The following is a 19,849-nucleotide window of genomic DNA, read 5'->3' as shown; positions in this document are numbered from 1 at the left end:
TCACGCTCCGTGCCATACGGTCGTGATGTTGCAGAACTCGCGGATTCCGTGCCCGGACAGCTCACGCCCGTACCCGGACCGCTTCACACCCCCGAACGGGAACGCCGGGTGGGAGGCGGTCATCCCGTTGACGTACACACCGCCCGCCTCCAGGTCCCGTACGAACCGGTCGACATCCGCCTCCTCGCGCGTCCACACGTTGGAACTCAGCCCGAACGGAGAATCGTTGGCGATCAGCACCGCCTCGTCCAGGTCACCCGCCCGGTACAGCGTGGCGACGGGGCCGAACGCCTCCTCGCGGTGGACGCGCATCTCGCGGGTGATCCCGGCGAGGACCGTCGGCGGGTAGTACCAGCCGTCGCCCTCGGGCCGCTCGCCGCCGCACAGCACCGTGGCACCGGAGCGCCTGGCGTCGTCGACCAGTTCCTCCAGATCGGCCCGGCCCTGCTCGCTGGCCAGCGGTCCGACCTCCGTCTCCTCCGCGATCGGGTCGCCGACCTTGAGAGCCTTCATGCCCTCGGTGAAACGCTCGGCGAAGGCGTCGTACACGTCCGTGTGCACGATGAACCGCTTCGCGGCGATGCACGACTGCCCGTTGTTCTGCACCCGCGCCGCCACCGCGACCTGGGCCGCCCGGTCGAGGTCCGCCGACGGCATCACGATGTACGGGTCGCTGCCGCCCAGCTCCAGCACCGTCTTCTTGACCATCTCCCCGGCGGTGGAGGCGACCGCGCGTCCGGCGGGCTCGCTGCCGGTCAGGGTCGCCGCCCTGACGCGTTCGTCGCGCAGGATGTCGCCGACCGCGGCGGAGCCGATGAGCAGGGTCTGGAAGCAGCCCTCGGTGAAGCCCGCCCGGTGGAACAGGTCCTCCAGGTAGAGGGCGGTCTGCGGCACGTTCGAGGCGTGCTTGAGCAGACCGACGTTGCCCGCCATCAGCGCGGGCGCCGCGAAGCGGATCACCTGCCACAGGGGGAAGTTCCACGGCATCACCGCGAGGATCGGGCCGAGCGGCCGGTAGCGGACCCGGACCCGGGACGCGCCGGAGTCCCTGACGTCGGAGTCGGCGGGCTCCTCGTCGGCGAGGAGCCGCTCGGCGTTCGCGGCGTACCAGCGCATCGCCTTGGCACACTTCGCGGCCTCCGCGCGCGCCTGCTTGATCGGCTTGCCCATCTCGGTGGTCAGCACGCGGGCGATGTCCTGCTGGTCCTCGTCCAGGAGGTCCGCGGCCCGGTTCAGCAGCCGCGCGCGGTCGGCGAAGCCGGTCTCCCGGTACGTACGGAACGTGGCCGCGGCGAGCTGGAGCCGGCGCTCGATCTCCTCGGCGCCCATGGCCTCGTACGTCTTGATCGTCTCGCCGTTCGCCGGGTTAACCGTTGCGATGGGCATGGCTGACCTCCTGGGGAGCGACTGTGCTTCGACCTTCCCGCGCGGCGGTGGGGGCCGCAACGCGTGCGGGCCTCTTCAGGCCGAGTGCTCCGCCAGGCGGTCGAGAAACGCGCACTGCGCCTTGATGATCACCTCGCGGGCCCGCTCCATGCCGAACCACGCCACGCGGTCCAGCTCGGGGAACTCCTGGGTGCGTCCCGACTTCGGCGGCCACTCCATGGTGAAGGTGCCGGGATTGACGGAGCCGGGGTCGAGGTCGCCCTCGACCGCCCACACCGTGACGATCTTGCCGCCCGTCTGCCGGACCTCGCCGAGCGGCACGGCCTCGCCGTCCGGCGGCGGCACCCCGAGCTCCTCCTGGAACTCCCGGCGCGCCGCCTCCCAGGCGGGCTCCGCGGGGTCGTACTCGCCCTTCGGCACGGTCCACGCGCCCGCGTCCCGCCGGGCGAAGAACGGTCCGCCCATGTGGCCCAGCAACACCTCCAGACCGCCGTCGGTGTGCCGGAACAGCAGCAGACCCGCGCTGTGCCTGCCCCTCACGGCCCGACCTCCGGATGCGCGGCCAGCACCGTCTCGACGGCGTCCGCCTCCTCCGGGCGCTTGTCCTCCCGGTAGCGGACCACGCGCGCGAAGCGGAGGGCGACACCGGCCGGATAGCGGGTCGACCTCTGCAGACCGTCGTAGGCGATCTCCACGACGAGTTCCGGGCGTACGGTCACCACATGTCCGTCGGACTCGACGGCCAGCTCCTGGAGCCGCTCGGTCTGCCAGGTCAGCATCGCGTCGGTCAGGCCCTTGAACGTCTTGCCGAGCATCGCGAAGCCGCCGTCGGCCGTGCGGGCGCCGAGGTGGAGGTTGGAGAGCCTGCCGGTGCGGCGGCCGTGGCCCCACTCGGCGGCCAGGACCACCAGGTCGAGGGTGTGCACGGGCTTGACCTTCAGCCAGGCGGCGCCGCGCCGCCCCGCGTTGTAGGACGCGTCCAGCGCCTTGACCACGACGCCCTCGTGACCGCGTTCGAGGGTCTGGGCGAGAAACGCCTCGGCGGCGGGCACGTCGTCGGGCCCGGACACCACGGTCCGCCGTACCCGCATCGGCTCGGGCACCAGCCGGGCCAGCTCCGCGTGCCGCTCGGCGAACGGCAGGTCGAGCAGATCACGGCCGTCGACGGACAGCGCGTCGAAGAAGACGGGGGAGACCGGGACCGCCCGGGCTGCCGTGGCCACGTCCACCCGGGAGCCGACCCGGCCGGCCGTCTCCTGGAACGAGCGCGGGCGGCCGCGCTCGTCGAAGGCGATCACCTCGCCGTCCAGCACGAACCGCTCGCCGCGCAGCTGAAGCGCGGCCGAGGTCAGCTCGGGCAGCCGGTCGGTGATGTCGTCGAGGGTGCGGGTGTAGAGACGTACGTCGTCGCCGTCGCGGTGGACCTGGACGCGGATGCCGTCCAGCTTCTCCTCCACCGCGCAGGCGCCCAGCTTGCCGACCGCCTCGGGAACCGAGGACGCGGTGTGCGCGAGCATCGGCAGGACCGGGCGGCCCACGGTGAGGCGGAACCGGTCCAGGGCCTGCGGACCGTCGGTGAGCAGTGCCTGCGCCACGGACTGCAGCGAACCCGCCAGCATCACCGCCCGCCGCACGTCCGGGCCCGCCGCCCCGGTCGCCTGCGCCAGCCCCTCGACGGCGAGCGCGTCCAGCGCGCCCTGCCGGACCTCACCGGTGATCAGGCCGATCAGGAAACGCTGCTCGCCCTCGGTGGCCGCGCCCATCAACTCCCCGACCAGCCGGGCCCGCTCGGCCTGCGAACCGGTGCCCGTGACCTTGCCGATCGCGCTGAGGCGGGCGTCGACCTCGCGCACGGTCAGGGTCGGCTCGGCGGCCGGATCGACCCGGCGGCCGAGCACCTTCCAGCCGATGCCGAGCCGGCCCTGCGGCAGGCGGCCCGCGAGATACGGGATGACGATCGGCACGTCGTCCGGCTCCGCGTCCCGGAACAACTCGGCGAGCAGGGCGATCTTGCGGGACCGCGCCGAGGTGGCGGCGACCTCCCGGGACACGTCGGCGAGCCGGGTCAGCAGCATGCAGTCATGGTGCACCGGGGAGGCGGGGCCTACACCTGGACGGCCGCGTCGAGGTCGGCCATCAGCAGCTCCCCGTTGATCGTGGCGCCCGCGCGGTAGCCGCCGCTCGCCGCGTTCACCACCTGCTCGGAGAAGCCGACGGCGTTGCCCGCGGCCCACACGCCCGGCACGCTCGTCAGGCCCGTCGCGTCCACCACGGCGTACGCGCCGAACGGCGTCTCGTTCAGCTCGGAGCCCAGCCGCTGCAGCAGGCCGGTCTGCGGGACGGCGCGGGGCGCCGTGAACAGCACCTGACGGTCGTGCACCGTGCCGTCCGCGAGCCGGACACCGGTGAGCCGGTCGTCCTCGACCACCACGCCCGCGACCTCGCCCGGCACGACCTTGACCCCGGCCGCGGCGAGCCGGCGCAGGTCGTCGTCGGACAGCTCCTCCTCGGCGACCTCGTGCAGGAAGAACGTCACGTCCTTGGACCACTGGGTGACGATCAGCGCCTGGTGCACGCTCAGCGGGCTGGTGGCGAGCACGCCGAAGGCCTGGTCGCGGACCTCCCATCCGTGGCAGTACGGGCAGTGCAGCACATCCCGGCCGAACCGCTCCGCGACTCCCGGCACCGCAGGCAGCTCGTCCTTGAGGCCGGTGGTGACGACGAGCCGTCGGGCGTGCACGTGCCGTCCACTCGCCAGCGCGACCGCGAAGTCCTTGCCGCGCGTGACGTCCACCGCCCGGTCCCGGACCAGCTCCACGCCGTACCGCGCGATCTCCTCGCGGCCGATCGCCAGGAACTCGGCGGGCGGCATGCCGTCCCGCGACAGATAGCCCTGCATGTGCGCGGCGGGCGCGTTGCGCGGTTCGCCCGCGTCGATCACCAGCGTGCGGCGCCGGGCGCGGCCCAGTACGAGGGCGGCGGACAGGCCCGCCGTGCCGCCGCCGATCACGATCACTTCGTAAGTCTCGGTCATACCGACACGGTCGCTCGCTGGTACGGGATTGACAAACGTCTTTGCCGATTCTGCAATACGGACATGACGACCGATGACGTGCTGGCGGGTGTGGGGCCGAGGCTGCGGCGGATCCGGAAGGAGCGGGAGGTGACCCTGGCCGCGCTGTCCGAGGCCACCGGCATCTCGGTGAGCACCCTCTCCCGGCTGGAGTCGGGCCTGCGCAAGCCCAGCCTGGAGTTGCTGCTGCCGATCGCGCGGGCCCACCAGGTGCCGCTGGACGAGCTGGTCGGAACGCCGCCGGTGGGGGACCCGCGGGTACGGGCCGAGCCCCTGGTGCGACACGGACGCACCTACTGGCCGCTCACCCGGCAGCCCGGCGGTCTCCAGGCCTTCAAGGTGCTGGTACCGCAGCGTGAGGAGGAGCCCGAACCGCGCACCCATGAGGGCTACGAGTGGTTGTACGTGCTGTCGGGACGGCTGCGGGTGGTGCTGGGCGACCATGATGTGGTCCTCACGGCCGGGGAGGCGGCAGAGTTCGACACGCGGGTGCCGCACTGGTTCGGGTCGACGGGGGAGGGGCCGGCGGAGTTCCTGAGCCTGTTCGGGCCGCAGGGCGAGCGGATGCATGTACGGGCGCGGCCGAAGCGGGCGTGACGCATCTGACTGTTCCCTGACGGGCAAGCGACCGCTTAGTATGCGGTGAGACCCGGTCAGACGACGCAGTCCCCCGTGGAGGCCCCGCATGCAGGCATGGCAGGTGCACGAGAACGGCGAGCCGAGCGAGGTGATGCGCCTGAAGGACGTGGCGTCGCCGACGCCCGGCGACGGCCAGGTGCTGCTGAAGGTGCGGGCCGCGAACATCAACTTCCCCGACGCCCTGCTGTGCCGGGGCCAGTACCAGGTCCGGCCCTCGCTGCCCTTCACGCCCGGCGTGGAGATCTGCGGCGAGACCGAGGACGGCCGCCGCGTGATCGCCAATCCGGCGCTGCCGTACGGCGGCTTCGCCGAGTACGCCGTCGCCGACGCCGCCGCCCTGCTGCCCGCGCCCGACGCGCTGGACGACGCCGAGGCCGCCGCCCTGCACATCGGCTACCAGACCGGCTGGTTCGGCCTGCACCGCCGGGCCGGGTTGGAAGCCGGTGAGACGCTGCTGGTCCACGCTGCCGCCGGAGGGGTCGGCAGCGCGGCCGTGCAGCTCGGGAAGGCGGCGGGGGCGACGGTCATCGGCGTCGTGGGCGGCGCGGAGAAGGCCGCCGTCGCGCGTGAGCTGGGCTGCGACGTCGTGATCGACCGGCGTGCCACCGATGTCGTCGCGGCCGTGAAGGAGGCCACCGGCGGCCGGGGCGCCGACGTGATCTACGACCCCGTGGGCGGCGAGGCGTACACGCAGTCCGCCAAGACGGTCGCCTTCGAGGGCCGGATCGTGGTCGTCGGCTTCGCCGGCGGCACGATCCCGAGCCCCGCGCTCAACCACGCCCTGGTCAAGAACTACTCGATCCTCGGCCTGCACTGGGGCCTGTACAACACCAAGAACCCCAAGCTGGTCCAGCACTGCCACGAGCAGCTCACCGAACAGGCCGCCCGGGGCGCGATCAAGCCGCTGGTGAGCGAGCGGGTGCCGCTGAGCGGCGCCGCGGCGGCGGTGCAGAAGGTGGCGGACGGCCTCACCACCGGCCGGATCGCCGTTGTCATGGAGGAGGCAGCATGACCGACGCCGCTGATCTGCGCCGCCGCACCCAGGAGCTGCTGGCCGCGTGTCCGCCCGCGTCGACGGACCGGCTCGACTTCCTCAGGGCCCGCTTCGACGCCGGGCTCGCCTGGGTGCACTACCCCGAGGGACTCGGCGGACTCGGCGCCCCGCGCTCGCTCCAGGCGATCGTGGACGCCGAGCTGGAGGCCGCGGGCGCGCCGGACAACGACCCGCGGCGGATCGGCATCGGCCTGGGCATGGCCGCGCCGACGATCCTGCGCTACGGCACCGAGGAGCAGAAGCGCCGGTACCTGCGGCCGCTGTGGGTGGGGGAGGAGGTCTGGTGCCAGCTGTTCAGTGAGCCGGGCGCCGGGTCCGACCTGGCCGCGCTGGGCACCCGGGCCGTCCGGGAGGGCGACGACTGGATCGTCAACGGGCAGAAGGTGTGGACGTCCAGCGCGCATCTGGCCCGCTGGGCCATCCTCATCGCCCGCACCGACCCGGACGTGCCCAAGCACCAGGGCATCACCTACTTCATCTGCGACATGACCGACCCCGGTGTCGAGGTCCGGCCGCTGCGCCAGATCACCGGCGAGGCCGAGTTCAACGAGGTGTTCCTGACCGACGTCCGGATCCCCGACGCGCGCCGCCTCGGCGAGGTCGGCGACGGCTGGCGGGTCGCGCAGACCACGCTGAACAACGAACGCGTCGCCATCGGCGGCATGCGACTGCCCCGCGAGGGCGGCATGATCGGACCGGTCGCCAAGACCTGGCGCGAACGCCCCGATCTGCGCACCCACGACCTCCACCAGCGGCTCCTGAAGCTGTGGGTCGAGGCCGAGGTCGCCCGGCTCACCGGCGAACGGCTGCGCCAGCAGCTCGTCGCGGGCCAGCCCGGACCCGAGGGCTCCGGCATGAAGCTCGCCTTCGCCCGGCTCAACCAGGAGATCAGCGGCCTGGAGGTCGAACTCCTGGGCGAGGAGGGGCTCCTGTACGACGACTGGACCATGCGCCGCCCCGAGCTCGTGGACTTCACCGGCCGCGACGCCGGCTACCGCTACCTCCGCTCCAAGGGCAACAGCATCGAGGGCGGGACCAGCGAGGTCCTGCTGAACATCGTCGCCGAACGCGTCCTCGGACTGCCCGCCGAGCCGCGCACCGACAAGGACGTCGCCTGGAAGGACCTGGCCCGATGAGCACACAGCCCGATCTGCTCTACTCGGAGGAGGAAGAGGCCCTCCGCGCCGCCGTCCGGGACCTGCTCACCGACCACTGCGGCGCACCCGACGTGATCGCCCGCAGCGAGTCCGGCACCCCGCACGACAGGGAGCTGTGGAAGCTCCTCACCGACTCCATGGGCCTGGCGGGACTGCTGGTGCCGGAGGACCGGGGCGGGCAGGGTGCCTCGCACCGCGAAGTCGCCGTCGTCCTGGAGGAGCTGGGGCGGGCGGTCGCGCCGGTGCCGTATCTGACGAGCGCCGTCGTCGCCACCGAGGCGCTGCTGGCCTGCGAAGGCTCCGGCGAGCTGCTCACCCGGCTGGCGTCGGGCCGGACCATCGGCGTCCTCGCCGTCGGCCTGCACCTCGCACCGGGGGCCGCCTTCCCCGTCGTACGACGCGAAGACGGGCTCCTGCACGGGGAGCTGACCGGCGTCGCGGACGCCTCGGCCGCCGACGTGCTGCTCGTGCCCGCCGACGACGGCGGGTTGTACGCCGTGGAGGCCGACGCCGTGACGGTGGTGCCGCAGGTGTCGATGGACCTGACGCGGCCCGTGGCGCGGGTCGTTCTTCAGGGTGCGGCGGGGCGTCGGGTGGGCGCCGCCGAGCCCGCCGTACGACGGGCCCTGCGGGCGGCGGCCGGGCTGCTGGCGTCGGAGCAACTGGGCCTCGCCGACTGGTCACTGACCGAGACCGTGCGCTATCTGAAGGAGCGCAAGCAGTTCAACCGGCCCGTCGGCGGGTTCCAGGCGCTCAAGCACCGGCTGGCCCAGCTGTGGCTGGAGGTCGTCCACCTGCGGGCCGCCGCACGTGGCGCGGCGGACGCGCTGGCGACCGGCGAGGACGTCGACGTGTCGGTCGCGGTGGCCCAGGCGTATGCCGCGCCCGTGGCCGTGCGCGCCGCCGAGGAGGCGCTGCAACTGCACGGCGGCATCGGGATGACCTGGGAACACCCGGTGCATCTGTATCTGAAGCGGGCCAAGGCGGACTCCATAGCGTACGGCACCGCGGGCGCCCACCGTGCCGCGCTGGCCGAACTGATGGACCTTCAGGCCTCCTGACGTACACCCGGAAACGCGCGGCCGAAGCGCGCGGGAACCCGGAGGAAAGCCCGTCCCACCCGGGGCGGGCTTTTCGGTGTGCCGTAGTGCGGTGAAGTGAATTCACGGCGGCGGTCCGGCCAACTCCCCTGCTCCCACCTGCCGGTTGAGCGGGTCGGAACCTCATACTCGCTGGGGTTCCGACCCGCCCACCAGGGAGGCAGAGCATGGCCCTCACCACCCGTCGCAGAGCCCTCACCACCCTTGGCGCCGCCCTCGCGGGTGCGGTCGCCCTGCCCGGCGCGAGCGCGCTGGCGGACGACCGGAAGCGCTCCCCGCGGCCGCTGTGGCGCGCCCACGCGCACAACGACTACGAGCACCCCCGGCCGCTCCTCGACACCCTCGACCACCGCTTCGGCAGCGTCGAGGCCGACATCCATCTCGTCGGCGACCAGCTCCTCGTCGCCCACGACCCCGAGGACCTCGACCCGGCCCGCACGCTGGAGTCCCTCTACCTCGACACCCTCGCCGCCCGCGTGAAGGCCCACCGCGGCTCGGTGTACCGCGGCCACCGCGGCTCGCTCCAGCTGCTGATCGACATCAAGACCGAGGGCGCCTCGACCTACCTCGAACTCGACCGCCACCTGCGCCGCTACCGGCACCTGTTCACCACGTACGCCCACGGCAAGGTCTTCCCCGGCCCGGTCACCGCCGTCGTCTCCGGCGACCGTGCGGCGCGCGTGCCGATGGAGGCGCAGAAGGTGCGCCGGGCCTTCTACGACGGCCGGCTGGCCGACCTCGGCAGCTCAGCGCCCGCCTCCTTCATCCCGCTGATCAGCGACAACTGGACGCTGAACTTCACCTGGCGGGGCGCGGGCGAGTTCCCGGCGGCCGAGCGGCAGAAGCTGCGGAGCATCATGCGGGCGGCGCACTCACGCGGGCAGAAGGTGCGGTTCTGGGCCACGCCGGACGTGGCCGGGCCCGAACGGCACGCGCTGTGGACGGAGCTGCTCGCCGCGGACGTCGACTTCATCAACACCGACGACCTGCTCGGGCTGGAGGCGTTCCTGGACGCCCACGAGCGGGCGTAGCCCTCGCACGTCCGTAGGCCTACGAACACCACACTTTCGGGGGACAGGTCAGCCCCCCGGAGGAACCCTCCGCTACGCCACACTTGCGGCCGAACGCCGCGAAGCGGACGTGGCGGAGGAGGTTGACGATGGCCATTTCCATCTCTGTGGTGCTGCTGCTGTTCATCCTGGCGGTGATCTTCGTGCGCAACGGGGGGCTCAAGCCCACGCACGCGATCGTCTGCCTGCTGCTCGGCTTCTACCTCGCGGGTTCGAGCATCGCGCCGACCATTCACAGCGGCCTCACGGCCACGGCCGACATGGTGAGCGGTCTGCGACCGTGAGGTCCGCGTGGTCATCCTGAGCGTCAGGTGCGCCTGCACCGGGCCCAGCTGCCGCATGGTGTCCGCCACCTCGTCGATCGTCAGGCCGGTGCGGTGCTCGGGGGCGCCGAACACCGCGAGCAGCAGCACGCGCCGCCCGCCGTCCACGAGGCCCACGGCGGTGCGCACCGCCGCCGTCCGGTCGTCCGGGCCGGGCAGCGGCTGTCCGCCCTTCAGGACCGGGTAGCCGCCCAGGGCGAAGCGGTACGGGATCCGGGACGCCGCGCGCACCAACCGGTGCCGTACCTGCACGGACTGCTCACCGCGAACTGGTTGAGGCCGCCGAGCGGCAGCTGTCCCTCCGGTGTGGTGACCGACCCTCGCAGCGCGAGGCTGTCCAGCCGGGCCCGCCGGTAGGTCCCGACGCCCATGACGTCCTTGGTGCTCGCGCCCGGCGCAGCGCAGGGCCGAATCACTGGCCGTTCCAGACCGCCGCCTTCAGCGCCTTGCCGCGCACGATCACCGGTCCGACGCTCGCGCCGGTCGCGGCGACGCCCGGGTGCTGGGTGCCCCTTGGCCGCCTGGATGTCGAACGCCCGATAGACGACGCCCGGCGCGACCGGGGCCCGTCCGAAGCGGCGCGGGCCGGTGAGGCCCCGTCAACTTTCCCAGGACGCGGGGGAAGCCCACCAGACGGCAGTGTCCGAAGGGGTGAGCGGGAGCGACCGCGCGAGAACGGGCGGGAGAACGGGGAGCCGGGAGTTCCGGCGGTGGGCGGAGCGGCAGGAGCACATGGGCCGCTTTGTCAAACGCAGCCCCGTGTGGCACCGCCGTGGCGGGCGGCCGAGTATGAAAGCGGACCGGTTGGGCACTCGGGCCGCTGTCGCCGGGAGTGGCGCATATCAGGGCTTCGGTAAGGGGTCTTCGGCCTCATCGGCGGAAGGAAGGTTGCTGATGACGACGATGACGTTCTCCGCGACGGCGACGGCCACGGCGACGACGCGGCCCGGCTGGGAGCGGGCCGTGGTGACCGGCGGTGCCGGATTCCTGGGCTCGCATTTGTGCGAACACCTGCTCGACAGCGGTGTCGGCGTCGACTGCGTGGACAACCTGTCGTCGGGGTCGGTGGACAACGTGCGCCACCTCACCGGCCGTCCGGGCTTCCGGTTCCTGGAACTCGACGTGGCGGACCCCGGCTTCCCGGACGCCGTGACCGGCCACCCCTACGACCTGGTCCTGCACTGCGCGGGCCCCGCCTCACCGGCCGACTGCCGGGACCGCCCGCTGGACGCGCTGGACGCCGCCGGAGTCGGCACCCGCAACGCCCTGGCCGTCGCGGGCCGGGCCGGAGCGCGGTTCCTGCTCGCCTCGGCGGGCCGGGTGCGCGGGGACCCTCTGGGGGCTCCCGAGCCGGAGGAGGCGTTGCGTGAGGCCGGTCCGGACGGACCGTGCGCGGTGTACGACGTCGCCAAGCGCTTCTCCGAGGCCCTGACCGCCGCGTACGCCACCGCTCACGGCACGGACGCCGGGATCGTGCGTCTCTTCGACACCTACGGCCCCCGGATGCGGGCGGACGACCCTCAGTCGATCCCGGCCCTCGCCGAGCAGGCGCTGGCGGGCGGGCCGGTGATCGTCGAGGACGACGGCACCGGCGCCCGCTCCCTGTGCTACGTCGACGACGTGGTCGACGGTGTGCTGCGGGTGGCCGCGAGTCGGTCCGTCCGGCCCGTCGACATCGGGGGCGGGGACGAGACGACCGTCCAGGAGATCGCCCGCCGGGTGATCGACCTGACCGGCTCCCGCGCGGGCCTGGAGTTCGGCACGGCTGACGGGTCCGATCCCGCCCGGCGGCGGCCCGATCCGTCCTTCGCCTGCGAGCTGTTCGGCTGGATGCCCAAGGTGTCCTGGGAAGAAGGGTTCAAGCGGACGATCGCCCACTTCGCCGGGCTGCGACCGGGCGCGGGCCCGTGCGAGAGGACGGGCGGCCCCCTGCCGTGGCCTGAGGGAGGTGCCCGGCATGCGTGCTGCTGGTGACCGGGGCCGGGTGCCTCAGGAGCGGGGCTGTGTGCCGAAGAAGCGGGGCTGTGTGCCGAAGAAGCGGGGCCGAGGGCCGGGGGAGCGGGTTCGAGGGCCGGGGGAGCGGTCGCGGTGAAGGCCCTCGTCGTGCGTCTCGACGGCTTCGGCGGGGTGCTGCTGGCCGGACCCGCCGTGCGTGCCGTCGCCGCCCGGGCCGACCACGTGACCATGCTGTGCGAGCCTGGCGGTGCGCCCGCCGCCGGGCTCCTGCCGCACGTCGACGCCGTACTCGTCCGGGAGGCGGCCGCCGAGTCCGACGGCGCTGCGGAGCCGCCGGGCGGCCAGGACGGCGACGACGCGCTCCTCCGGCGCCTGCGCGCGGAGGCCTTCGACGTGGCGCTGGTCCTCGCCCCCTACGGGCAGAGCCCGCTGCCCGCCGTGGGTCTGCTGCGCCGGGCACAGGTCTTCCGTACCGGCGCCGACGGGCTCGACTCGGAGCGCCCGCCCGGGCGGCACGACGTCGAGGCGGCCCTCGACACGGCTGCGGCCATGGGCTTCGCCCCGAGGGCCGGGGACGACGGACGGCTGCGTGTGCTGCCCCCGCCGGACACCGTGGGGCTCACCGGCAACGGCCCCTACGTCGTCGTCCACCCCGGAGCCGGATCCTCGGACGGGGCGGCCTGGGCACCGGACCGCTGCGCGGAGGCGGTCGCGCTGCTCGTCGACGCCGGACACCGTGTCGTCGTCACCGGCGGTCCGCAGGAGACCGCGCTGACCCGGTACGTCAGCGGCAGCACGGCGGTCGACCTCGGGGGCCGTACCGACGCGCGGCGGCTGTCCGGCGTCCTGCGGGCCGCCGACGTCGTCGTGGCCGGGGCCTGCGGCGCGGTCCACCTCGCCGCGGCCAACGGCACGCCGGTCGTCTCGCTCGTCCCGCCGGTGCCGCCGCCCGAACACCGGGGCCCCTACCGCGTGCCCGCCGTGCTGCTAGGCCGGGACGACGTCACCGCACAGGACGTGGCGAGCGCCGTGCGGAAGCTGGTCAACGCGTGACGTGTGCCTGCGTGACTGAGCGTGCGGGAGATCATGTGAGGTTTTCGCCGCACGTCCGGCGGTACGCGTTCGCGGGGTGGCCCGCTGCCACCGCCGTTCCGGACACCCACCTGGAGGAGCCCATGGCCGAAGTCGTCGTCTCCCGGCCCGCCGTGGCCGACCGGCGCTCCAGCCGGGTCACCGTCGCGATGATCACCCGTAACCGGCGCCCGAGCCTGCTGCGCACCCTGGACCGGCTGGCCGCGCTGCCCGAGCGCCCCGAGGTCGTCGTCGTGGACAACGGCTCCTCCGACGGCACGGTGGACGCGGTACGGGACCACCCGGTGGGGGCACGCGTCCTGGCCGCCGGGCGCAACACCGGTGCGCTGGGCCGCAATCTCGCGGTGCGGCACGCCACGACGCCGTACGTGGCCTTCAGCGACGACGACTCGTGGTGGGCGCCGGGCGCCCTGGACGCAGCGGCCGACGTCCTCGACGCCCATCCACGCCTGGGCCTGCTGGCCGCGCGGACCCTGGTCGGTCCGGACGCCACCGAGGACCCGCTGAACTCCGTGCTCGCCGACTCGCCGCTGCCGCCCGCCGAGGACCTGCCCGGCCGCCCGGTCCTGGGCTTCCTCGCATGCGCGGCGGTGGTCCGGCGCCGGGCGTTCCTGGAAGCCGGCGGCTACCACCCGGTGCTGTTCTTCGGCGGCGAGGAGACCCTGCTCGCCTACGATCTGGCGGCCCGGGGCTGGGGCGTGAGCCATGTGCCCTCGGTGACGGCCCTGCACCACCCCGACCCGGGCGAGCGCCCCGGCCGCTCGGCCCTGCACCTGCGCAACGCCCTGCTCACCGACTGGCTGCGCCGCCCCCTCCCGGTCGCCCTGCGGCACACCGCCCCCCTCTGCGCCGCCGCGGCCCGTGGCGATCGGGAGGCCCGGGCGGCCCTGCGCGGCACCCTCGCCCGGCTCCCCGCGGCGCTGCGGCACCGCGAGAGGCTGCCCGACCGCGTCGAACACGCGGCCCGGCTGCTGGAACGGGCGGCCCGGTGAGCGCCCACGGGCAGGCCCCGGACCCCCGGACGACGGTCGTGGTCATCACCCGCGACCGCCGTACCGAACTGCTGCGCACCCTGCGCCTCATGCGGGACCTCCCCGAGCGACCCCGGATCGTGGTCACCGACAACGGCTCCCGCGACGGCACCGCCGAGGCCGTCGCCCGGGACTTTCCGGACGTACTGCTGCTGCGCCCGGGACGGAACCTGGGCGCGGTCGGGCGGAACCTCGCGATACGGCACGTGCGGACGCCGTACGTGGCCTTCTGCGACGACGACACCTGGTGGGAGCCCGGCTCCTTGCGGCGGGCGGCGGACCTCCTCGACGCCCACCCCGCGCTGGCGGCCGTCACCGCCCGTATCGTCGTCGAGCCGTCCGGGGCGGAGGACCCCGTGGTCGCCGAGCTCCGCGACTCGCCCCTCACCGGCCCCGACTGGCTGCCCGGCCCCGCCCTCGGCTCGTTCCTCGCCGCCGCGACGGTGATGCGCGTCGACGCCTTCCGGGAGGTGGGCGGCTTCCACGCCGGGCTGTGGATCGGCGGGGAGGAGGAACTGCTGGCCACGGATCTGCTGCGGCGGGGGCACTGGCTGAGCTACGTACCGGAACTGACCATCCACCACGCCGCGTCACCGGTCCGCGACAGCACCGACCGGCGCGTGCTCGGCCTGCGCAACACCCTGTGGTTCACCTGGCTGCGCCGCCCCTGGCGGTCGGCCCTGCGCCGCACCGGCTACCTGCTGCGCACCGTCCCCCGGGACCGGGCGTCCGTACGGGCCTTCGCGCTGGCGGCCGCCGGGCTGCCGTGGGTGCTGAAGCAGCGCGATCCCGTCCCGGCCGACCTCGAAGCCCGCCTGGTGGCCCTGGAGCGGGCGCGCCGGTCCTCGCCCGCGCGCAGGTACGTCGGCTGAACCGCCCGCTCGCGACCGCGGCGGCCGGGCGTGAGAGCCCGGCCGCCGCGAGGGCCGTGTGTCACTCGTTCTTGAAGACGGCCTTGCTGACCTCGGCCGGGTTCTCGTATTTCTTCTTGCCGAGGTGCTCGATCCGCTCGGTGACCTCCTTGGGCGCGTGATTCTTCCGGGCGACCTTGACGAGCTGCTCGCGATCGGCCGGGTACTCCGCACCGGACAGGGCCTTCTGCAGATCAGGGGGGCTGATACCAGCCATGACTCCTCCACTGTGGTGGGGTTTCGACTCCCCGCGTTCCCGTGACCTGCGTCGCATAACGCGATCGGCGCATGATCCTGTGAGCAAGTGCACAGGCGGGAGCAAACCCCCAGGTGCATCGGCCGATCGCCGTTTGTGGATCTTCCCGCGGGCAGGGCGCCGGTCCGGACTCGAAGGTCCCGTCTGCCACGATGGGCGGCGCCCAGATCCAGGTGGAGCGACCGCGCAGCGCAGCCGGTGTTCCCAGCTCAGCCTGACCACCTTCGCGCCTGCCGCGGCCTGCCTCCGAGTACTCCTGTGCCTACGTCACCTGATTCCGACCTGCCTCCTGCCGCCGGCTCCCGCTCGCCGTGGCGCTCCCTGAAGTACCGCAGCATGCGCTGGTGGTCACTGGCGAACTTCGTCTCGAACGCCGGTACCTGGATGCAGCTCACGGTGCAGAACCTGCTGGTGCTGCAGATCACCGGGTCGGCCGCCGCCACCGGGCTGTCCGTGTCCGTGCAGGCCGCGCCCGCACTGCTGGTGAGCCTCGCGGGCGGTGCCGCCGTGGACCGCTGGCCCCGGAAGCTCACCGCCTTCGTCAGCCAGGCGCTGCTCGGCGTCGTCGCCCTCGTGACGGCCGTGCTGGTGGCCACCGACCGGCTCGACCTGACCGTCCTGCTGGTGCTGGCCGCCGTCACCGGGACCATCGCCACGGTCGACGGACCCGCCTGCGCCCTGCTGGGCAACGACCTCGTCCCCACCGCGGACGTGCCCTCCGCCATCGGGGTCGGTTCGCTGGTGCACAGTGCGGGCCGGCTCGCCGGTACCGCGCTCGCCGGTGTCGCCGTCGGCTTCCTCGGCACGGCCGCCGCCTACGCGGCCAACGGGCTGTCGTTCCTCTTCGTCGCCTCCGTCGTCCCGTTCCTGCGCCCCGCCGCCGGAGCGGTCACCTACGTCATCCCCGCCCAGCGGGGCGCCGAGGCGCCCCCCAAGCGGCCGGCCGCGCCGGACATGACCGTGCGGCAGGGCCTCGCCTACTTCGTGCGCCGCCCCCGGCTGGTCGCCCTCGCGGGCGTCACCGGAATCAGCGCGATCTTCGGCCGGAACTACGGCCTGACCCTCGCCGTCCTCGTCACCGGCCCGCTCGCGGCCGACGCCGGCGCCTTCGGCACCGTCTCCACCGTCCTCGCCGTCGGCGGCATCCTCGGCGCGGTGCTCGGCGCGCGGCTGCGCAAGCCCTCGGTGCGGCTGGTGGGCGCCCTGGCCGCCACCGGCGCGCTGCTCCAGGCGGCGGCGGGACTGTCGCCGTCCATCGCCGTCCTGCTCGTGCTCGTGCTGCCCATGGCCGTCGTGGAGTCCGTCTCCGACACCGCCGGCACGACCGTCCTGCAGACCGACCCGCCCGCCCACATGCGCGGCCGCGTCCTCGGCGTCTGGGGCAGCATCAGCACCGCCTGGGCCCTCGCCGGTCCGCCGCTGCTGGGCCTGCTGATGGAATGCGCCGGGGCCCGGGGTGCCCTGGTGATCGGCGGCGTGGTCATCGCCGGTGTCCTCGGGGCGGGGTACCTGCTGCGGGGACGCCGCACGGCGACGCCGGTGCCCGTGCGGACGGGGGAGCGCGACGGCACGGCACCGCAGCCGGAGCTGAGCACGGCCGCCTGAGGGGCCGAACGTCAGGGGCGTACCGACCCGAGAACCGGCGCGGTGTCCCCGACACCCCCCGTCACCGCCCGCACCGCCTCGACGACCTCCTGCACGCCGATCCGCAGCAGCCGGGCGTCCGGCACCCGGCCGTGGGCGTCGCCGGGGCGGGCCGAGTCGTCCGCCCCGGGATGCCACAGCACCCGGTGGCGCGGGTCGGGCGGCGGGCCCCACAGCCGAGGGGCGACCGGGCCGAAGAGGACGACCGAGCAGGTGCCCAGCGCCGTGGCGAGATGGGCCAGTCCGGTGTCGCCGACCACCACGCAACGAGCCTCCGCGACGAGCGCGGCCAGCTGGTCGAACGGCACGTCACCGGCGCCGCCGAGGACCGCCGTCGGCGGCAGCCCGGCCTCCGTCGCCACGTACGCGGCCGGCGCGCCCTCCCCGGCCCCGGCGGTCACCACGACGTCGTGACCGGACCGGCGCAGTTCCCGGGCCACGGCCGCGAACCGTTTTCTCGGCCAGCAGCGGGCGGGGGCGTCCGCGCCGGGATGCACGACCACGGCGCCCGGCGCGGGGGAGGGCGTCGAGGGCGCCGGGATCCGCAGGTCCAGAGGGTCGGCCGGGATGTCGTACCAGCGCAACAGGCGGCACCAGCGGTCCCGTTCGTGCTCGTCCTCCCGCCAGACGGGCCCGGCGATGTCCGGCGTGTCCGGGTGCGCGTAGGCGAACAGGCGGTGCGGGCGCAGGCGTTGGAGCAGCAGGTGGCTCGGCGGGCCGTTGCCGTGCAGGTCCACGGCGAGTTCGGGGGCGGGGCCCGTCCAGGGCAGGGCGGTGGGCACCTCCCGGCCGGGGGCGGACGTGGGCAGCAGCCGGTCCACCAGGCCGGTGGCGGCGACCGGCCCGGACAGCCGTGGCGGGGCTGCCAGGACCAGCTCGTGGCCGGGGAGGTGGCGGCGCAGCGCCCGGAGCGCGGGCACCGCGGTCAGCAGATCGCCCAGGCCGAGGGCGCGCAGCACCAGCACCCGGGGGGCCGGTCGGGCGGTCACGGGGCGGCGGCGCGGGCCGCGCGGCGGGCCAGCAGGGTCGTGGACCGGCCGTCCAGGTAGGGCAGGACCACCGCCTGTCCGCCCCACGCGCGCAGGGTCTCGGCCTCGGGCAGGTCCTGGACGGAGTAGTCGCCGCCCTTCACCCACACGTCGGGCCGCAGCCGGGCGAGGACCTCCTCCGGAGTGTCCTCGTCGAAGACGGCGACGGCGTCGACGCTGCCCAGGGCCTGCAGGACGCGGACGCGGTCCGCCACCGGGTTGAGCGGGCGTCCCGGTCCCTTGAGGCGGGCGACGGAGGCGTCCGAGTTGACGCACACGATGAGGCAGTCGCCGATGCCGCGGGCGCTGTCCAGCAGGCCGACGTGACCGGCGTGCAGCAGGTCGAAGCAGCCGCCGGTGGCCACCACCGTTCCGCCGCGCGCCCGGACCTGCTCGGCGAGGGCAAAGGGATCGGTGCTGGGCGCCTCGGTGGCGGTGGAGGCGGGGACGGTGCGCCACAGCGCCGGGTTTCCCGCCCCGCCCTCCGACACGAAGGCGGCCGCTTCGGCCACCGCCCGCTGGAGGGCCTCCTCCGGGAGCGCGCCGTCCGCCAGCGCGGCGGCGGTCGCGGCGGCGAAGCAGTCACCGGCGCCGCACGGGTCCCCGGTGGCCCGGTAGGGCGGCGGGATCAGCATCGGCGTACCGTCGCCCGGCCGGGCCAGCAGGACCCCCCGGTCGCCGAGCGTCACCGCGACGCCCGCCGCCTGCCAGCGCTCCGCGAGCGCCATCCCGCGCTCGGCGTGGGCGCGCAGGGAGTCGCTCCTTGGGCCTCCCGAGCCCTCGGATGCTCCGGAGGGACACAGGGCGCACGCCTCCGCCACGTTCGGGGTGACCAGCCGCGCTCCCGGGACGGGCTCCTCGCCCTTCGGGTGCGGGTCCCACACCAGCGGGGTACGCGGCACGGCCGCGGCCAGATGCTGCCGGACGGCGCTCGCCGTGTGCCGCCCGTAGTCCGCGACGAGCACGGCGTGGGCCTGCGCGAGCGCCTCCCGCACCGCGTCGTCGGGTTCGCCCGGGGTGCCGCCGCCCCGGTCGATGCGCACCAGCGGGCGTCCGCCCGCCAGCACCCGGGTCTTCACCGGCAGGCTGCCGGTCAGCGGAATCTCCACCAGCCGGACCCGGCCGCGCAGTTCACGGCGTACCGCCTCGCTCGCCTCGTCGTCGCCGAGCGCGGTCACCAGGACCACCTCACGCCCGCCCCGGGCGGCCAGCGCGGCGGCCAGACCCGCTCCGCCGGGATGCGTGCGGTCCTGGGTGACGTCGACGACCGGCGCGGGCGCGTCGGGGGCCAGGCGGGTGGCGACGCCCTCGATGTCCTCGTCCAGCAGCACGTCCCCGACGACCACCAGCGGCTTCGGCCCCGTCACGACGCCCTCCCGTGGGCGGCGACGGCACGGGACGCGGCACGGGGGGCGAGCGCCGCGTCGAACGCCTCGCACAGCAGGTGCACGGCGACCAGATGGGCCTCCTGGACGGTCGCCGCGGTGTCGGCGTCGATGCACAGTGCCTCGTCGGCGGCCTCGGCGAGCGGGTTGGGCCGCGGCCCGGTCATCGCCCACACCCGCAGCCCCGCCGCCCGGCCGGTCACGGCCGCGCTGATCAGGTTGGCGCTGCGGCCCGAGGTGGACAGCAGCACGAGGACGTCCCCGGGCCGGCCGTGGGCGGCCACCTGACGGGCGTACACCTGGTCGAAGCCGTAGTCGTTGCCGAGCGCGGTGAGGCTGGAGGTCTCGGCGTGCAGGGAGATGGCGGAGTAGGCGGGCCGCTCCCTGCGGTACCGGCCCACGAGTTCGGCGGTCAGGTGCTGGGCCTGGGCGGCGCTGCCGCCGTTGCCCGCGGCCAGCAGGCGGCCGCCGGAGGGCAGGACGGCGGCGAGCCGGCCGCCCCAGTCGGCTATCCGGCCCAGCCCGTCCCGGCGCAGCCGGACCAGCGCCTGCTCCAGGGACCGGCAGTGTCCCTGCGCGGCCTCCAGCGCGGCAGGAGCGGGGGACATGGATGACGCGGGGGTTGCGGAGAGTTCGCTCATGCTGGTCGGGCGTACCGCGTCGCACGGGACGGCGGCCGGACCCGCACCTCCTTCGGGCGTCGGTGCTGTGCGATGGGTCGGAACGCTGTCGAAGGCCGGGCGG

Annotated in this window: 19 protein-coding genes and 1 pseudogene; 11 read left to right on the top strand and 9 right to left on the bottom strand. The window is 74.3% G+C overall.

Annotated features, from left to right (window positions below):
• The 4 genes from KWI83_RS12565 to KWI83_RS12550 form a co-directional block, all read right to left on the bottom strand.
• The gene (locus tag KWI83_RS12565) at nt 1-1,386 is read right to left on the bottom strand and encodes an NADP-dependent succinic semialdehyde dehydrogenase (RefSeq protein WP_218514403.1); all 1,386 of its coding nucleotides are present in this window, start codon (nt 1,384-1,386) and stop codon (nt 1-3) included.
• 75 nt (nt 1,387-1,461) lie between these two features.
• The gene (locus KWI83_RS12560; protein WP_218514402.1) at nt 1,462-1,926 is read right to left on the bottom strand and encodes an NUDIX domain-containing protein; all 465 of its coding nucleotides are present in this window, start codon (nt 1,924-1,926) and stop codon (nt 1,462-1,464) included.
• Nucleotides 1,923-3,461: an ATP-dependent DNA ligase gene (locus KWI83_RS12555; RefSeq protein WP_218514401.1), complete on the bottom strand. Its 1,539-nt coding sequence runs from the start codon at nt 3,459-3,461 to the stop codon at nt 1,923-1,925. Before KWI83_RS12555 ends, KWI83_RS12560 begins: the two co-directional genes overlap by 4 nt.
• Before the next feature lie 29 nt (nt 3,462-3,490).
• Nucleotides 3,491-4,420: an NAD(P)/FAD-dependent oxidoreductase gene (locus KWI83_RS12550; RefSeq protein WP_218514400.1), complete on the bottom strand. Its 930-nt coding sequence runs from the start codon at nt 4,418-4,420 to the stop codon at nt 3,491-3,493.
• 63 nt (nt 4,421-4,483) lie between these two features.
• Between KWI83_RS12550 and KWI83_RS12545 the strand changes: the two genes are divergently transcribed.
• The 6 genes from KWI83_RS12545 to KWI83_RS12520 all read left to right on the top strand — a co-directional run bounded on the left by KWI83_RS12545 (nt 4,484) and on the right by KWI83_RS12520 (nt 9,763).
• Nucleotides 4,484-5,056: a helix-turn-helix domain-containing protein gene (locus KWI83_RS12545; protein WP_218514399.1), complete on the top strand. Its 573-nt coding sequence runs from the start codon at nt 4,484-4,486 to the stop codon at nt 5,054-5,056.
• 88 nt (nt 5,057-5,144) lie between these two features.
• The gene (locus KWI83_RS12540; protein ID WP_218514398.1) at nt 5,145-6,110 is read left to right on the top strand and encodes an NADPH:quinone oxidoreductase family protein; all 966 of its coding nucleotides are present in this window, start codon (nt 5,145-5,147) and stop codon (nt 6,108-6,110) included.
• Nucleotides 6,107-7,288, top strand: a complete 1,182-nt coding sequence (locus tag KWI83_RS12535; RefSeq protein ID WP_218514397.1) for an acyl-CoA dehydrogenase family protein — start codon at nt 6,107-6,109, stop codon at nt 7,286-7,288. Before KWI83_RS12540 ends, KWI83_RS12535 begins: the two co-directional genes overlap by 4 nt.
• On the top strand, nt 7,285-8,370 hold the full coding sequence (locus KWI83_RS12530; protein ID WP_218514396.1) for an acyl-CoA dehydrogenase family protein: 1,086 nt from the start codon (nt 7,285-7,287) through the stop codon (nt 8,368-8,370). Before KWI83_RS12535 ends, KWI83_RS12530 begins: the two co-directional genes overlap by 4 nt.
• A 206-nt stretch (nt 8,371-8,576) precedes the next feature.
• Nucleotides 8,577-9,440 (top strand): phosphatidylinositol-specific phospholipase C/glycerophosphodiester phosphodiesterase family protein, encoded by an 864-nt coding sequence (locus KWI83_RS12525; RefSeq protein ID WP_218514395.1) that lies wholly within the window; start codon nt 8,577-8,579, stop codon nt 9,438-9,440.
• 128 nt (nt 9,441-9,568) lie between these two features.
• On the top strand, nt 9,569-9,763 hold the full coding sequence (locus tag KWI83_RS12520; protein ID WP_141310211.1) for a hypothetical protein: 195 nt from the start codon (nt 9,569-9,571) through the stop codon (nt 9,761-9,763).
• Between the two features lie 90 nt (nt 9,764-9,853).
• On the opposite strand, the pseudogene KWI83_RS40255 reads toward KWI83_RS12520, so the two are convergent.
• A pseudogene (locus KWI83_RS40255) lies at nt 9,854-10,033 on the bottom strand (phosphodiester glycosidase family protein); the annotation flags it as partial.
• A gap of 663 nt (nt 10,034-10,696) precedes the next feature.
• On the opposite strand from KWI83_RS40255, the gene KWI83_RS12510 reads away from it, so the two are divergent.
• The 4 genes from KWI83_RS12510 (at nt 10,697) to KWI83_RS12495 (ending at nt 14,753) form a co-directional block, all read left to right on the top strand.
• Nucleotides 10,697-11,776 carry an NAD-dependent epimerase/dehydratase family protein gene (locus KWI83_RS12510; protein WP_256362139.1) on the top strand — a complete coding sequence of 360 codons (1,080 nt, stop codon included), beginning with the start codon at nt 10,697-10,699 and terminating at the stop codon, nt 11,774-11,776.
• 114 nt (nt 11,777-11,890) lie between these two features.
• Nucleotides 11,891-12,811 (top strand): glycosyltransferase family 9 protein, encoded by a 921-nt coding sequence (locus tag KWI83_RS12505; protein ID WP_218514394.1) that lies wholly within the window; start codon nt 11,891-11,893, stop codon nt 12,809-12,811.
• A 122-nt stretch (nt 12,812-12,933) separates the two neighbouring features.
• Nucleotides 12,934-13,842 carry a glycosyltransferase family 2 protein gene (locus KWI83_RS12500; RefSeq protein ID WP_218514535.1) on the top strand — a complete coding sequence of 303 codons (909 nt, stop codon included), beginning with the start codon at nt 12,934-12,936 and terminating at the stop codon, nt 13,840-13,842.
• Nucleotides 13,839-14,753: a glycosyltransferase family 2 protein gene (locus KWI83_RS12495; protein ID WP_218514393.1), complete on the top strand. Its 915-nt coding sequence runs from the start codon at nt 13,839-13,841 to the stop codon at nt 14,751-14,753. The genes KWI83_RS12500 and KWI83_RS12495 overlap by 4 nt, the downstream gene beginning before the upstream one ends.
• A 61-nt stretch (nt 14,754-14,814) precedes the next feature.
• On the opposite strand, the gene KWI83_RS12490 is transcribed toward KWI83_RS12495, so the two are convergent.
• Entirely contained in the window at nt 14,815-15,009 is a 195-nt protein-coding gene (locus KWI83_RS12490; protein WP_218514392.1) for a DUF2795 domain-containing protein, read from the bottom strand.
• A 375-nt stretch (nt 15,010-15,384) separates the two neighbouring features.
• Between KWI83_RS12490 and KWI83_RS12485 the strand changes: the two genes are divergently transcribed.
• On the top strand, nt 15,385-16,653 hold the full coding sequence (locus KWI83_RS12485; RefSeq protein WP_218514391.1) for an MFS transporter: 1,269 nt from the start codon (nt 15,385-15,387) through the stop codon (nt 16,651-16,653).
• A gap of 11 nt (nt 16,654-16,664) precedes the next feature.
• Here the strand turns inward: KWI83_RS12485 and KWI83_RS12480 are convergent, their stop codons facing one another.
• Genes KWI83_RS12480 through KWI83_RS12470 form a run of 3 tightly spaced genes read right to left on the bottom strand, consistent with a single transcriptional unit; the run spans nt 16,665 to nt 19,746 of the window.
• Nucleotides 16,665-17,681, bottom strand: coding sequence for a glycosyltransferase family 9 protein (locus KWI83_RS12480; RefSeq protein ID WP_218514390.1), 1,017 nt, complete (start codon nt 17,679-17,681; stop codon nt 16,665-16,667).
• Complete coding sequence (gene rfaE2, locus KWI83_RS12475) at nt 17,678-19,087, bottom strand: D-glycero-beta-D-manno-heptose 1-phosphate adenylyltransferase (RefSeq protein ID WP_218514389.1); 1,410 nt, start codon at nt 19,085-19,087, stop codon at nt 17,678-17,680. Before rfaE2 ends, KWI83_RS12480 begins: the two co-directional genes overlap by 4 nt.
• Nucleotides 19,084-19,746, bottom strand: coding sequence for an SIS domain-containing protein (locus KWI83_RS12470; protein ID WP_374106296.1), 663 nt, complete (start codon nt 19,744-19,746; stop codon nt 19,084-19,086). The genes rfaE2 and KWI83_RS12470 overlap by 4 nt, the downstream gene beginning before the upstream one ends.
• Nucleotides 19,747-19,849 lie beyond the last annotated feature (103 nt).

The organism is Streptomyces sp. TRM70350, assembly GCF_019219825.1.
In the GTDB taxonomy this organism is placed as follows: Bacteria; Actinomycetota; Actinomycetes; order Streptomycetales; family Streptomycetaceae; genus Streptomyces.
This window is presented reverse-complemented; position numbering and strand designations above follow the sequence as displayed.